This window comes from Myxococcus stipitatus DSM 14675 (assembly GCF_000331735.1).
Classification (GTDB): domain Bacteria; phylum Myxococcota; class Myxococcia; order Myxococcales; family Myxococcaceae; genus Myxococcus; species Myxococcus stipitatus.
The window spans coordinates 991,440-1,004,055 of sequence record NC_020126.1 but is presented as its reverse complement, the minus strand read 5'-3'; the positions used below and the strand labels follow the sequence as shown (position 1 = coordinate 1,004,055).

Annotated in this window: 12 protein-coding genes; 6 read left to right on the top strand and 6 right to left on the bottom strand. The window is 69.2% G+C overall.

Annotation, left to right across the window (positions count from 1 at the left end; all coding sequences use genetic code 11):
- Positions 1-2: 2 nt before the first annotated feature.
- From MYSTI_RS04030 to MYSTI_RS43635, 3 genes are all read right to left on the bottom strand, one after another.
- Positions 3-218: a hypothetical protein gene (locus MYSTI_RS04030; RefSeq protein ID WP_015346421.1), complete on the bottom strand. Its 216-nt coding sequence runs from the start codon at positions 216-218 to the stop codon at positions 3-5.
- Positions 219-368: 150 nt separating this feature from the next.
- Complete coding sequence (locus MYSTI_RS04025; RefSeq protein WP_015346420.1) at positions 369-1,514, bottom strand: hybrid sensor histidine kinase/response regulator; 1,146 nt, start codon at positions 1,512-1,514, stop codon at positions 369-371.
- A complete protein-coding gene (locus tag MYSTI_RS43635; protein ID WP_015346419.1) occupies positions 1,511-4,585 on the bottom strand; it encodes a GAF domain-containing protein in 3,075 nt (1,024 codons plus the stop codon). Before MYSTI_RS43635 ends, MYSTI_RS04025 begins: the two co-directional genes overlap by 4 nt.
- Positions 4,586-4,912: 327 nt before the next feature.
- On the opposite strand from MYSTI_RS43635, the gene MYSTI_RS04015 reads away from it, so the two are divergent.
- From MYSTI_RS04015 to MYSTI_RS03995, 5 genes are read left to right on the top strand one after another with little or no spacing between them, the layout of a single operon-like run.
- The gene (locus MYSTI_RS04015) at positions 4,913-5,752 is read left to right on the top strand and encodes a TadE/TadG family type IV pilus assembly protein (RefSeq protein ID WP_015346418.1); all 840 of its coding nucleotides are present in this window, start codon (positions 4,913-4,915) and stop codon (positions 5,750-5,752) included.
- A gap of 25 nt (positions 5,753-5,777) precedes the next feature.
- Entirely contained in the window at positions 5,778-7,403 is a 1,626-nt protein-coding gene (locus MYSTI_RS04010) for a TadE/TadG family type IV pilus assembly protein (RefSeq protein ID WP_015346417.1), read from the top strand.
- Between the two features lie 11 nt (positions 7,404-7,414).
- Positions 7,415-8,605, top strand: coding sequence for a TadE/TadG family type IV pilus assembly protein (locus MYSTI_RS04005; RefSeq protein ID WP_015346416.1), 1,191 nt, complete (start codon positions 7,415-7,417; stop codon positions 8,603-8,605).
- Positions 8,605-9,459: a hypothetical protein gene (locus MYSTI_RS04000; protein ID WP_015346415.1), complete on the top strand. Its 855-nt coding sequence runs from the start codon at positions 8,605-8,607 to the stop codon at positions 9,457-9,459. Before MYSTI_RS04005 ends, MYSTI_RS04000 begins: the two co-directional genes overlap by 1 nt.
- On the top strand, positions 9,456-9,656 hold the full coding sequence (locus tag MYSTI_RS03995) for a hypothetical protein (protein ID WP_015346414.1): 201 nt from the start codon (positions 9,456-9,458) through the stop codon (positions 9,654-9,656). The genes MYSTI_RS04000 and MYSTI_RS03995 overlap by 4 nt, the downstream gene beginning before the upstream one ends.
- Positions 9,657-9,662: 6 nt before the next feature.
- On the opposite strand, the gene MYSTI_RS03990 is transcribed toward MYSTI_RS03995, so the two are convergent.
- Positions 9,663-10,439, bottom strand: coding sequence for a hypothetical protein (locus tag MYSTI_RS03990; RefSeq protein ID WP_015346413.1), 777 nt, complete (start codon positions 10,437-10,439; stop codon positions 9,663-9,665).
- A gap of 59 nt (positions 10,440-10,498) precedes the next feature.
- Here MYSTI_RS03990 and MYSTI_RS03985 point away from each other — a divergent pair, with 59 nt between their 5' ends.
- Complete coding sequence (locus MYSTI_RS03985) at positions 10,499-11,065, top strand: hypothetical protein (RefSeq protein ID WP_015346412.1); 567 nt, start codon at positions 10,499-10,501, stop codon at positions 11,063-11,065.
- A 3-nt stretch (positions 11,066-11,068) separates the two neighbouring features.
- Here MYSTI_RS03985 and MYSTI_RS03980 read toward each other — a convergent pair whose 3' ends face one another.
- Positions 11,069-11,686 carry a hypothetical protein gene (locus MYSTI_RS03980; protein WP_015346411.1) on the bottom strand — a complete coding sequence of 206 codons (618 nt, stop codon included), beginning with the start codon at positions 11,684-11,686 and terminating at the stop codon, positions 11,069-11,071.
- Between the two features lie 52 nt (positions 11,687-11,738).
- Positions 11,739-12,491 carry an AraC family transcriptional regulator gene (locus MYSTI_RS03975; RefSeq protein ID WP_015346410.1) on the bottom strand — a complete coding sequence of 251 codons (753 nt, stop codon included), beginning with the start codon at positions 12,489-12,491 and terminating at the stop codon, positions 11,739-11,741.
- Positions 12,492-12,616 lie beyond the last annotated feature (125 nt).

Below are 12,616 nucleotides of genomic sequence, written 5' to 3'. Positions count from 1 at the left end.
CGTCACGCGGGCGTGGGCACGTGGGGCCCGGGACCGCCCCGGGTATCATCGCGGCCCTTCATGGGGGCGTCGTCCAGGAGGCCCTTGCGCTGCTCCCGCTCCGTCAGCTCGCGGGCCTCGTTGCCCCACTTGTTGGCGGCCGCGCCGAACACGATGACCAGGAAGATGGCCGCGAGGAACAGGAGCGTGCCGACAAGAGCGGAACCGATGATGGTCATCGCGAGACCTCGGGCTGGGCCCTCCGACGGGACTCGGGAGGCGCGGTGGAAGACACGCCTCCAAGATGAGGTCTCCCTCCGCCATCCGGGAGAGCGGGGCCCCCAGCCCGGCCGCCCCGGGGACACGCGGCCCCTCGGGCGCGCGCCCGCTCAGCCGACGGGCCCTGGGACGACGTACTGCCGAGGCAGGTGCAGCCAGAAGCACGTCCCCGCCTCGGACGAGGACGACACGCCCAGCAGGCCGCCGTGGGCGCGCACGATTTCGTGGGTGATGTAGAGCCCCAGCCCCAGGCCCTGGCGCCGCGCGCCGCGCAGGTCCTGCGCGCGCACGAAGGGGTCGAAGATGGACGTCAGCCGCTCGGCGGGGATGGGCAGGCCCCAGTTGTGGACCTCCACCCGCACGCCGTCCTCCGCGTCCGCCACGCCCACGCGCACGGTGGTGTCCTCGGGCGAGTACTGCACGGCGTTGCCCACCAGGTTCGACGCCGCCTGGGCGATGCGGTCCGCGTCCCAGTCTCCCCAGCCGTTGCCCATCAGCCGCAGCTCGAACTGGCGCCGGGGATGCGCCACCTCCAGCTCCTCCACCACCTGCCGCAGCACCTCGTGCAGGTTCATCCGCGCGCGGTCGAGGACGTAGCCCGCGCCCAGCCGCGTGCGCGTGAAGTCCAGCAGGTCGTTGATCATCCGCGCCATGCGGTCCGCGGAGATGGAGATGCGGTTGATGGCCTTGCGCTGCGGCTCGCTCAAGCCCCCATGGCGCAGGAGCAGGGACGCGTTGCCGGAGATGGCCTGGAGCGGATTGCGCAGGTCATGCCCGAGGATGCCCAGGAACTGCTCGCGGAACGCCGCCGTGCGCCGCGCGGCCTCCTCGCGCTTGAGGCCCTCCTCCACCCGCTTGCGTTCGATCGCATACCGCAGCGCGCGCACCAGCAGCGGGCCCGACACCTGCCCCTTCACCAGATAGTCCTGCGCGCCCTCGTGCACCGCGCGCACCGCCAGACGCTCGTCATCCGTGCCGGTGAGCACCACCAAGGGAACCGACGGCGCGGCCTGGAGCAGCGGCGGGATGTTGCCCAGCCCGTGCCCATCCGGCAGCGACAGGTCCAACAGCACCGCGTCCACGCGGCCCTCCTGGCTCACCACGCGCACCGCCTCCGCGAGGCGCTCCACGTGCAGCACCTCGAAGTGCGTGGTGCCCACCTCGCGCAGCTCCTCCTGGAGCAGCAGCGCGTCCCCCGGGTTGTCCTCCACCAGGAGCAGCCGCAGCGGACGTTCCACCGTGCCAATCTCGCTCATGCGGGCGCCTCGCCTTCCCCGGGAGCGATGGGGAGGGTGAACCAGAACGTGCTCCCCTCACCCGGTCGCGACTCCACGCCGATGCGCCCCCCCAGGCGCTCGACGATCTTCTTGCAGATGGCCAGGCCCAGGCCCGTCCCGGCGAAGGCCTCGGGGCCGTGCAGGCGCTGGAAGATGACGAAGATGCGCTCGGAGTCCTCCGGCGCGATGCCGATGCCCCAGTCCCGCACCGTGAAGCGCGCCTCGGCGCCCTGCACCTCCGCCCCCACCTCCACCCGAGGCGGCGCGGCCCCGTGGAACTTGAGTGCGTTGCCGATGAGGTTCTGGAACAGCTGCACCAGCTGCGTCTCGTCCGCGAGCACCACCGGCAGCGGCCCCACCTGGAAGTCCGCGCCCGACTCGCGCAGCGCCACCTGGAGGTTGGCCTTCGCCCGCTCCAGCGCCGCCCCCGCGTCCACCGCCCGAGGCTCCCGCCCCTGCGTGCCCACGCGCGAATAGGCGAGCAGGTCCTGGATGAGCCGCTGCATGCGCGCGACGCCGTCCACCGCGTAGTGGATGAACGTGTCCGCGTCCGCGTCCAGCTTGCCCTGATAGCGCCGGGCCAACAGCTGCGTGTAGCCTGCCACCATGCGCAGCGGCTCCTGCAAGTCGTGCGAGGCCACATAGGCGAACTGCTGAAGCTCCTCGTTGGAGCGCGCCAGCTCCCGCGCGCGCTGCCGCAAGGACTCCTCCGCGCGGCGCCGCTCCAGGCCCTGCGCCAGCGCGTCCGCCACCGTGGCCAGCGCCGCCACCGCGTCCTCGCCCAGCGCGTTGCGGCTGTAGAGCCCCATGACGCCCACCAACTGCCCGCGCACCTGCAAGGGAATCCCCGCGAACGAGCGCACGCCCAGCGCGCGCACCCACGTCCTGTCCAGCACGCGAGGGTCCTCGCCCAGCGGCTCCACCCAGACCTGCTCGCGCGTGCGCGCCACCTCCGCCACCAGGCTGGGCCCGTGCATGGACAGCCGCGCCCACTTCTCCCGAGGCGGCGCGGACGGCCCCGCGTTGCCCACCAGCTCCAGCATCGCCGTGCCTCTCGAGTACAGCCACAACCGCGCCACTTGTGCATCCAGGTTGCGCACCAGCGCCTCCGCGCAGCTCTGGAGGATGTCACTCACCGAGCCCTCGCGCGCCATCGCGCCGCTCACCTCCGCGCGCAGCGCCTCCAGCCGCCGGGCCCGCTGCTCCCGGTCCAGCCGGCGCAGGCCCTCCTCCACGCGGCGCTGCGCCGTCATGTCCGTGTTCGTCCCCACCCACTCGCGCACCGCGCCATCCGAGGTGAGCACCGGCACCGCGCGCGACAGCGTGGGGGAGTACGAGCCATCCGGACGGAGCATCCGGCACTCCACTTCATACGGGCGCACGTCCGTCACCGCGGCCCGCCAAGCCCGGGCCGCCGCCGCCCGGTCCTCGGGATGGATGGCATTCAACCAGCCCTCACCCTTCCACTCCTCGAAGGTCTGCCCGGTGTAGTCGCGCCATGAAGGGCTGTCCTCCGCGACCAGGCCGTCCGGCGGCGTCACCCACACCGCCTGCGAGGTGGCGGTCACCAGGGAGCGGAAGCGCTCCTCGGCTTGCAGGGCGTCGCGGTACAGGCGCGCGTTGTCCAGCGCCACCGCGGCCTGCGCCGCCACGCCCTCCACCAGCCGCACATGCGGCTCGCGGAAGTGCGCAGGCTCCGAGTGCCCGAAGAACAGCCCGCCCAGCACCTCGCCGGAGCGCCCCTTCACGGGCACGGCGAGAAAGCCTCGCACGGGAGGCAGCCCCGCGGGCTCCGGCACGAGCGCGTCCCGCGTCACGTCGTCATACAAGCGCGTCCCCTCGCCTCGGAAGGTGGGGCCGAACAGGGCCATGTCCCTGGGCCTGGCCAGCGAGGCCAGCACCTCCGAGGACGCCCCGCTCAGCGCATCGAGCCGCTCTCCGTCCCGAGGCCCCGCCTCCTCGCGATTCTCCAGGAAGGCGCCGAACTCCGCGCCGGTGAGCGCCACCGTCTCATCCAGGATGCGCCGCACGAGCACGCCCGGGTCCAACTCCGAGGCCAGCGACGCGCCGATGCGCAGCAGCGTCTGCGCGGTGCGGCGCTCCTCCTGGCTGCGGCGCAGCGCGACCTGCGTCTCGCGGTGCAGGCGCGCGGTGTCCACCGACAGCGCGGCGCGCGACGCGAGCTGCTCACCCAGCGCCAGGTCCTGCGGGCCGAAGCGCCGTCCGGACTCGGCCGTCACCAGCGTGAGGGTTCCCAGGATGCGGCCTCGCGCCTTCAGCGGCAGCACCATCGACGAGCGCAGCCCCAGCTCCCGCAGGATGCGCAGGTGCTCGGCGCCCCAGGACCCGGCCGACAGGACCTCCTCGGATATCGTCTCCATCAGCACGGGCGTGCCAGTGCGCAGGACCTCCCCCACGCCGTACGGGTCATCCGGCTTCGGCGGGTAGCGCTCGCGGACCTCCTCCGCCAGCCGCACCCGGCTGGGGTCCACATGGGCCACCGCCACCTGGCGCGAGCCGCCTCCCTCCTCCTTCAGCTCCACCGAGCACCAGTCCGCCAGCTGGGGCACCACCAGCTTCGCGAGCGAAATCAGGGTGCCCTCCAAGTCCAACGCCGACGAGGACAGGAGCGCCCCCGCCTCCGCCAGGAAGCGCATGGACTCCGAGGCGCGCTTGGGCTCTTCGATATCCGTCACGGTGCCGAACCATTGGAGGATGCGTCCGTCCGCGTCCTTGAGCGGGTTGCCTCGGACGAGCATCCAGCGCCACGTCCCGTCATGCCGGCGACAGCGCATCTCCACTTCGTAGAGCTCACCGGTGCGCAGCACGTGGGCCCACCGGTCGCTCGCCGCACCCAAGTCATCCGGGTGGATGACCCTGCGCCAGCCCTCTCCCACGGACTGCTCCCGCGTCAGCCCCGTGAAGCGGTACCAGCGCTGATTGAAATAGATGTGGTGCCCGTCGGCACGGCTCATCCACACGAGCTGGGGGAGGTTCTCCAAGACCTGCGAGGAGAGCTCTCCTTGGAACAAGTCCTCGGACAGAGACATGGAGCGCACGTCACCCTATCAACACTCCTCCCGTCCCCACGCATCCGTCCCGGGCCTGCTTTCCACCATCTGACAATCGTCCGCTGGGACGGGTCCCTCCGAACCGGGGCCCGTCGGCCGCGGCCTGGAATCCCTTCCAGGCCCGGGAGGGGTCTTACGTACTTGCCACGATGTTGCATGAACCACTGTCTGCCGTTTTCGGAAATCGTCGCGACTTCACATGACAAGCATCGTTTCCATTCCAGCCAGGTCGTCCTTGGATTCTGGGTACATTTGCAAGCGGGTGGCGAGGGCCGGGGGTGCAGCAAGACGTGCCCGAGGAGGGCCATGCACTCGTACAGCGAACCCAGAGTCTTCTCCGGACAGTCCGGACAGGCCGCCGTGGAGACGGCCATCATCGCGCCGATGATGGTCTTCATGGTGCTCGGCATCATCCAGCTGGGCATGGTGCACAACGCCCGGCTGATGACGGAGTACGGCGCCTATCGGGCCGTGCGGGCTGGCATCGTCAACCACGGCGACTGCATGCTCATGGAGAAGGCGGCGCTCGCCTCGCTCCTGCCCACGCTGCCGCCGCTGCCGGGCCAGAGTGGCCGCGTGGACACCGTGGACTTCGCCGTCCAGGTGCACAAGAAGTTCAGCCAGCGGCTGTTCTCCTCCCGCCTGATGAAGACGTTCTACACGGACGTGGGGCTGCCCCTGTTCCGGGTGGACGTGCTCAATCCCAGCAAGAGCGACCTGGAGGAGCTCTTCGGCACCTACGGCTCGCAGATGAGCGCGCGGGAGATTGACTACGACGACGTCCGGGACGACCGCGTCATCGACGCCAACCTGCTCTCCGTGCGGCTCACGTACTTCTACGAGCTGCGCATCCCCTTCGCCAACTGGCAGCTCCACAGCTTCTACCTGGGCCGCGAGTACCTGGACCAGCTCAAGGGCTTCCAGTTCGAGAACCAGCGCGTGGGGGGCGAGTCCGCCACCCGGTACCTCCAGAACCAGGGCCGGAGCAAGGACGCGGACCACGCGCGCATCGTCTCGCTGGCGCAACTGGGCGGCACGAAGCGCCGCTATGTGATGCCGCTGGTCGCCACCTGGTCCATGCGCATGCAGTCCAACCTCTTCAACAACGACGAGACCGGCCCCGGCCGGTGCGCTGTCGACGGCTGAGCCGTCTGGCTCGCGGAGGGTGACCATGTTTTCTCTGCTGCGAAGGCTGCGTCGGGACGAGCGAGGCCAGGCCCTGGTCATCGGCGCGGTGGCCATGCTCGTGCTCGCCGTCACCGTGATGGCCTCGGTCAGCATCGGCCATGGCGTCTACGAGAAGATAAAGCTCCAGGACGCCGCCGACGCGCAGGCGTACTCCCTCGCCGTGAAGGAGGCCCGGGCCTACAACTTCCTGGCCTACACCAACCGCGCGATGGTCGTTCATTACTCGGCCATGCTCACCTTCATGTCGTACGTGAGCCATGCCCTGTACCTGGACATGACCATCGGGAAGATTGCGTCCGTCGCGCAGTACATCCCTGGCATCGGCGCCGTCTTCGCGGCCGTCAGACAGGTCATCAAAGCCTGGAAGGCCGCCGTGGAGGGGGTGGCCAGGGTCCTCATCCCCCTCCTCTCGCTCCTCAACCTGGCGCTCTGGCTCGCACAAGAAGCCATGATGCTGGGGACGCTGAAGGACCTGATGCTGACGGCCAGCGCGGACACGCTCCGGGGCACGGACCCTCGCGCGAAACCCGGGGCCTCCATGAGCAAGGGGGCGCCGCTCGATGTGTTGCGCGGCAAGCCCAGCCTCAACGCCGCCAACATGAAGAACTTCCTGCACGTCATCGACGATGGCCCCTCGAGCCGCGCCGAGAGCTTCGACCTGCTGGACCCGACGGGCCTCACCAAGCGCGCCCATCTGCTGAACAAGAACAAGAACAAGCTGTCCGACCCCGACATGGCCAAGTACCGGCTGCTGATGGGCAACCTGGTCAACGGCGCGCGGCGCGAGTGGACCGCCGTCGGCAAGAACCTCCTCCTCATCGGCCGCAAGTGGTCGCTGGGAATCACCGTCCCGTACCTGCCTGGAATCAAGATCAACAAGGTGGCGGACAGCCAGGTCAAGAGCTTCGACGAGGACTTCGAGGACAACCGCCGGGACCAGCTCTACGCCTCCGACGACATCCGCATCCAGTTCACGCTCTCGTACAACCCCCTGTTTCCGAACAAGGGCTGGAAGGACATCCTCAACGTCAACTTCCGCGCCGCCGCGGACAACCAGGGGGGCTTCCACCAGACCTACGGCAACCGCAAGACGAACGACCACCATCAGTGGATGGGCCTCACGCCCTTCTTCACGGCGGACACGAGCTTCGTCGACCCGTGGCACAACCACTTCAGCTACCCGTGCAACGTCACCGTGTTGTCCAAGGACATGATTCCCCAGGGGGCGGGAAGCCCGAAGCAGCCCTTCCACCTGGAGAACCTGCGGGGCGGCGACGGCTTCATGACCGACTCCCGCTCCGGCAAGCTCGATGACGCGAGCACGAACGTCCGAGGCGGGTTCCTGGACATCACCTGGGCGCTGGCGGGCGGCAACGGCAAGCGGGCCGAGAACTTCCGCGAACAGACCGGCGGCATGATGGCCCTCTCGGTGGGCCGCGCCATCTACCACCGCCCCGGCGACTGGCAGGAGGAGCCCAACTTCTTCAACCCGCTGTGGACCGCCCGCCTCGCCCCCGCGAAGACCCACTGGGAGGAGCAGGCGCTGCGCAACGTGATTCCCGGGCTGCACACCGCGCAGTCGGACTTCGCCGACGCCCTCAACTACTGATGGAGCTGGCCATGGCGACTCGAGACGTCGTGAAGCAGCGAGGCCGCACGCGCGGGCACCCGCGAGGAGCGGCGACCACGGAGTTCGCCATCCTGGCGCCCGTCATGATTCTGCTCGTCCTGGGGGCCCAGTACTTCTGGGAGGTGCAGCACGTGCGCCTCAAGGCCGCGGAGCTCGCGCGCTACGTCGCCTTCGAGCGCACCGTGCGGTCGGATGTGAACCGCATCGCCACCGAGGCCCAGGAGCGCTATCAGGACCTGGACGGCGCCACCAGGACGGGGCGCCTGCCGTCGGGGCTGGGCTACAAGAACCGCCTCACCCTCACGGTGAGCGCCCAGGACACCGACGCCCCGCTCCAGACCGAGTCCCTCTCGGAGCGTGGCAGCAGCGGTGGCGTGCAGGCGGTGCTGGGCAAGGTGCTGGGCGCGCTGGGCTCCACCGCGGGCCTGGTGGCGAAGGCCATGGGCCTGGACCCGAAGAAGGGCGCGGTCCAGGCGCAGGTGGAGGTCCACATCGAGAACGGCATCATCCCCTCGCAGCTCGCCTTCCTCGCCAGCGGCCTCGACGATGACCGCCTCGACCTGCGCCTTCGCGAGTCCTTCTTCCTGGTCCACGACACGTGGCGGACCTGGGGCCCCGGAGATGCGCCCGGCAACACGTATCCACGCGTCCAGGAACTCACCCATGCGCGCGTGAAGAAGATTGCCTATGCGGGCCTGGTCTCGGAGGGCGGCGTGCTGGACGCGGTGGGCGCCGTGCTCTCCGTGCTCGGCTTGGACTTCCCCCTGAAGTCCGACTACCTGCGCGACTCGGTCCTCATCCGGAAGGTGACCGACCCAGGCGAGTACAAGGCCGTGTGGGAGGAGCGCGACCGCAACCGCAGACGCAACGACACCCGCACCGTCCCGGGAGACAGGCTGCTCGCCGCCTATTGGAAGAACGACAAGCGCGCCTGCTACGACAGCTGCGAGCCGGACGTCATCAAGGAGAAGCGCGGGCTCAGGGCCTCGTCGGAGAAGGGGCACTTCAACTGGCCCATGCGCGCCTACAACTGCCGAGGCGACTTCTTCCAAGGCGCGACGCAATCCAAGCTGCCGGAGTCCGAGTACGCCCTCTCCAAGAACAAGGGCGAGGACTACTTCACCTATGGCGACTTCGCGTGCTCGGAGGGCCGGGGGCTGGACCACGGCCAGGACAAGTGATGAAGCGGCTGAAGGACCGGACAGGCGCCGTGACACGCGTCCTGGGCGTGGGCGGTGTGCTGCTGCTCGTGGCCAGCGCGGCCACGCTCCGCGAGCCACCCCCTGAGCCTCCCACGCCCCCCAAGCCGCCTCCCGCGACGGGCACCCTCCTCGCTCCGCCCGCGAGCGCGGAGCCCATGTCGAAGCGCTTCCTGGGCCTCATCCCCGTCTATCCGCGCGCGAAGACGATTCCCATGGGACGGCTGGAGGCCAACGGCAACCCCACGGAGATGGCGTACTTCGAGACGACGGACGCGCCCGGAGCCGTGATGGAGTTCTACGCCCGCGAGTTCCACCGACAAGGCCACCGCACGGCCACGGAGCCGGACGGCGCGGGCGGTGGCGCCATCAGCTACTACGACGCGAAGCGAGGCGCGCTCATCGCCGTCACCACCGTGGGCGTCGGCGGCACCCCGCAGCGCACCCAGGTCTTCCCCTCCATCATCGACACCCCGGAGGGCATGCACCTGAAGGCCGAGGCGCCCACCGTGCTGCCACGAGCCCCCGGCGCCACGACGATGATGCACATCGAGGACCGCAACCCCGGCCCCACGCTGGGCAACACCACCGTCACCGAGGTGGCCCAGGGCACGCCCGCCTCGCTCGCGAGCTTCTACCGTCGGCAGTTCCAACAGCGCGGCTACGTCGAGCAGGACTCGCGCACCGAGCCCCAGGGCGTGGAGTTGCTCGACTTCCAGAAACCCGGGGAGCGCATCTCGCTCTCCCTCTCTCCCATGACGCACTCGGAGGCACCGGAGACACTCGTCACCGGGGTCATCGAGTACGTCGACGCGGCCCAGGAGCGTGGACCATGAATGGCTGGCTGACTTCTGCCTCTCGCTGGCTGCGTCGACCCCGGACGCGAGGACAGGCCCTGACGGAGCTGACCTTGCTGATGGCCGCGCTCCTCCTCGCGACGATGGGCATCGCCACCTTCGCGCCGGACATGTTCGCCGCGTACACCATCTACGTGCGCGGCTTCTACGTCGTGCTCGGCTATCCGCTGGGCTAGGCGTCGCTACTGCCCAGGCACGCGAGGAACAGCGATGGGGACCTTGTCCAGCGACGGCTTCGCCCCCGTGCCCGTCGCGACGAGCGTCCACGTCGCCTCCGGGTCTCGGATGGACGTCACGCCCAACAGGGGTGCTCGCTCCGTGCTCGTCACGACCACGGGCGAGTTCGTCTCCCGCTGGAAGGTGCGCCTGTGGACCTTGCCCGGGAACAGGCCATGACTCACCTCGAGGTCCTTCTCCTCGCGAAGAGTGCCTCTCAGCTCGGGCTGGTCGACGTGAAGGTCCACCGGAATGGAGAGCGGCGTGTAGTCCGGCGCGGTGACCGCGAGCCGCTCGATGAACGGACGCGCGCCACCCCGCAGCCACAGCACCACCAAGGCGCCCGACCCCTTGTCGTGCTCGATTTCCAGTTGGTACAGCGTCGTGCCATCCCGCCGCTTCGACTCGCCCACCAGCGCCACCCGCAGGCGCGCCAGGTGCTCGTGCTGGATGACATCGTATTCCACCCAGGTGCCCACGACAGGGCGCCACTCGCCATACAGCAGCGGCGCGGGAATCAGCGCCCGAGCCTCCTGAAGTCGGGACGGGTCCACGACGACAGGTGCATCTGGCGCCAGCGTCCCCGCGTCTTCCTCGACGGCGCGCGAGGTGTCGGGCGGCGCGACAGGCGGCAGCGGAACCAGGCCGAGCTCGGCGCCCGCGTCCTTCTCACCACGCCGCGAGTCGGTGCATGCGGCGGCCAGCAGGAACGACACACCCAGGACGGTGGAGAGGCGGGGCATGGCGCAATCCTATCAGGGCATGTCTGGGTTTGCCGAAGCCCTCCACGAAAAGGACGACGATGATGGGAACCGCCCTGCTCTCGCTGCTTGCCTTGTTGCTGCAATCCCAGGTGGCCTCGCCGCAAGGGCTGCCCGAGCTGCCCCTCGTGGTGCGCGAGGGAGGCTGGGCCCGCTATGAGGCGGTCTCCTCGGACGGCCCCGCGCGCTTCATCATCAAGGTGGGCGCACCCGGACGCCACCAAGGCAAGCGCGGCCGATGGTTCGACCTGGTGGTGGAGGTTCCCTCCCTGGGGCGCACCTCCATCCAATTCCTCGTCGAGGGCGAACGTTTCAGCGCCAGCAGTCTCCTGCTGGTGCGCGCAACGCTCCCAGGCGAGAAGCCTCGCGACACCTCCCGTCCGTTCCAGGACGAGACATCCACCCGACGACAGGGGCGCTTCCTCCAGAAGAAGACAGTGACAGTCTCGGGAAAGGTCCTGGAGGTGATGGAGTACTCCTTCCCAGGAGGCACCACCGCGGAGTGGTCCGCCGCCGTGCCGGGACTCGGGCTGGTGAACCTGAGCGGAGAGGACCCCTTCCACCTCGTCGCCTTCGGCGTGGGCGGAGACCCGTGGAAGGAGAAGTAGCGCTCAGCGCCCCTGCGTCCTGGCGGACAGTCCCGCCTGGATGAGCCGCCCCTTCACCCCCTCCACCGCGTCCTGCGTCAGCCGCGCCTCCAGCCGCAGGCTCGTGCCCCGTCCCACCTGGAGCACCAGGCGCGGCGGCGCACCTTCGCCCTTCTGGAGCGAGAACCACTCCAGCTCCGAGAAGCGCGTGCGCCTGCCCAACAGGTCGATGAAACCGTCCTGCGCGAGATACAGCCCGGGCACCAGGTGCAGGCCCAGCGCCCCCAGCCACACCGCCAACCCCAGACAGAAGCTGCCCAGCGCGGGCCGCGTCCCCGAGTACACCAGGTGCACGCCCAGGAGCACGAGCAACCCCACCACCGCGAGCGCTTGGAGATAGGCCCCCACCGGCGCCCGGATACCCAACACCACCAGGGCCCGAGCCCGCAGGAGCGCCACCAACGTCGAAAGCGACAGGAGCGCGGCCCCCACCGAGGCCACCGCGACGGCCACCGCCATCCACCCTCGGCGGCCTCCCAACATCTGCGATTCCTGGACGAGCCACGCCGCACAGCCGCCAAAGAACACCAGCGCCAGGACGTGGAACACCACGGGAGGAATGGGAAGGGAGGTCGCTCTCATGGACCCGGAGAGCGCACCACATCCGCGAGGCGTTGGGGAGGACCCCCTCCTTTCAACCCGCCCGCTTCCGTCGAGTGGCCAGCGGACCCGGGGTCTCCAGGACGAGCTGTCTGTACTGACGGGGACTCAACCCTGTCACCTGCTTGAACTGTCGCGACAGCGCACTCTGGTCACAGAAGCCCACCGCCAGGGCGATGGCCGCGATGGGCTGTGCGTCCTCCACCAGTCGCTCCGCCGCCGCGTCGATGCGCGTCTTCATGATGAACTGCCCGGCGGACAGCTGGAAGATGCGCCGCATGCGTCGCTCGAACTGCGCCGCGGATATCCCCGCCCGGCGCGCCAGCGCGTCGATGCGCAGCCGTTCGCCATAGTGCGCCTGGATGTGGTCGATGGTCGCCGCGAAGCGCTCGTCCACCAGCCCCTCGCGCCCCGGCTCATGCACGTCCTTCGACAGGCACGCCAGCCCCATCACCTCGCCCGACGCGTTGAACAACGGCACCTTGCTCGTCAGACACCAGCCCGGCTTGCGGTTGTTGAACAGCGTCAGGTCCAGGTTGTCGACGAGCGCGCGTCCCGTCCGGAACACCTTCTCGTCCTGTCTCACGTACCGGTCCGCCATGTGCTGCGGAAACAGCTCGTGCGCGGTGCGCCCCACCGCCGCCGCCTTGTTCTTCAGCCCACACCGCTCGGCGCAGGCCTCGCTGATACACACGTAGCGGCCCTGGATGTCCTTCACCGAGAAGACGATGTCCGGCACCCGGTCGAACAGCTCCTCCGCGAAGAGCGGATTCGCCACGCGTCCCATGAATCGAACTCTCCATTGTTCCTGGGTTTCGCGTTTTTTGGTGGTTTCCATACGTCTCCACGGAGGAAAGACACAAGAACGTCAAACTTGCTCACGAATACCGTGAACTCCACGTGAAACCCACG

Excerpts from the sequence above, each read along its gene's own strand:
- MYSTI_RS04030 (WP_015346421.1), bottom strand. The coding sequence starts at position 218 with ATGACCATCATCGGTTCCGCTCTTGTCGGCACGCTCCTGTTCCTCGCG.
- MYSTI_RS04025 (WP_015346420.1), bottom strand. The coding sequence starts at position 1,514 with ATGAGCGAGATTGGCACGGTGGAACGTCCGCTGCGGCTGCTCCTGGTG.
- MYSTI_RS43635 (WP_015346419.1), bottom strand. The coding sequence starts at position 4,585 with ATGTCTCTGTCCGAGGACTTGTTCCAAGGAGAGCTCTCCTCGCAGGTC.
- MYSTI_RS04015 (WP_015346418.1), top strand. The coding sequence starts at position 4,913 with ATGCACTCGTACAGCGAACCCAGAGTCTTCTCCGGACAGTCCGGACAG.
- MYSTI_RS04010 (WP_015346417.1), top strand. The coding sequence starts at position 5,778 with ATGTTTTCTCTGCTGCGAAGGCTGCGTCGGGACGAGCGAGGCCAGGCC.
- MYSTI_RS04005 (WP_015346416.1), top strand. The coding sequence starts at position 7,415 with ATGGCGACTCGAGACGTCGTGAAGCAGCGAGGCCGCACGCGCGGGCAC.
- MYSTI_RS04000 (WP_015346415.1), top strand. The coding sequence starts at position 8,605 with ATGAAGCGGCTGAAGGACCGGACAGGCGCCGTGACACGCGTCCTGGGC.
- MYSTI_RS03995 (WP_015346414.1), top strand. The coding sequence starts at position 9,456 with ATGAATGGCTGGCTGACTTCTGCCTCTCGCTGGCTGCGTCGACCCCGG.
- MYSTI_RS03990 (WP_015346413.1), bottom strand. The coding sequence starts at position 10,439 with ATGCCCCGCCTCTCCACCGTCCTGGGTGTGTCGTTCCTGCTGGCCGCC.
- MYSTI_RS03985 (WP_015346412.1), top strand. The coding sequence starts at position 10,499 with ATGATGGGAACCGCCCTGCTCTCGCTGCTTGCCTTGTTGCTGCAATCC.
- MYSTI_RS03980 (WP_015346411.1), bottom strand. The coding sequence starts at position 11,686 with ATGAGAGCGACCTCCCTTCCCATTCCTCCCGTGGTGTTCCACGTCCTG.
- MYSTI_RS03975 (WP_015346410.1), bottom strand. The coding sequence starts at position 12,491 with ATGGGACGCGTGGCGAATCCGCTCTTCGCGGAGGAGCTGTTCGACCGG.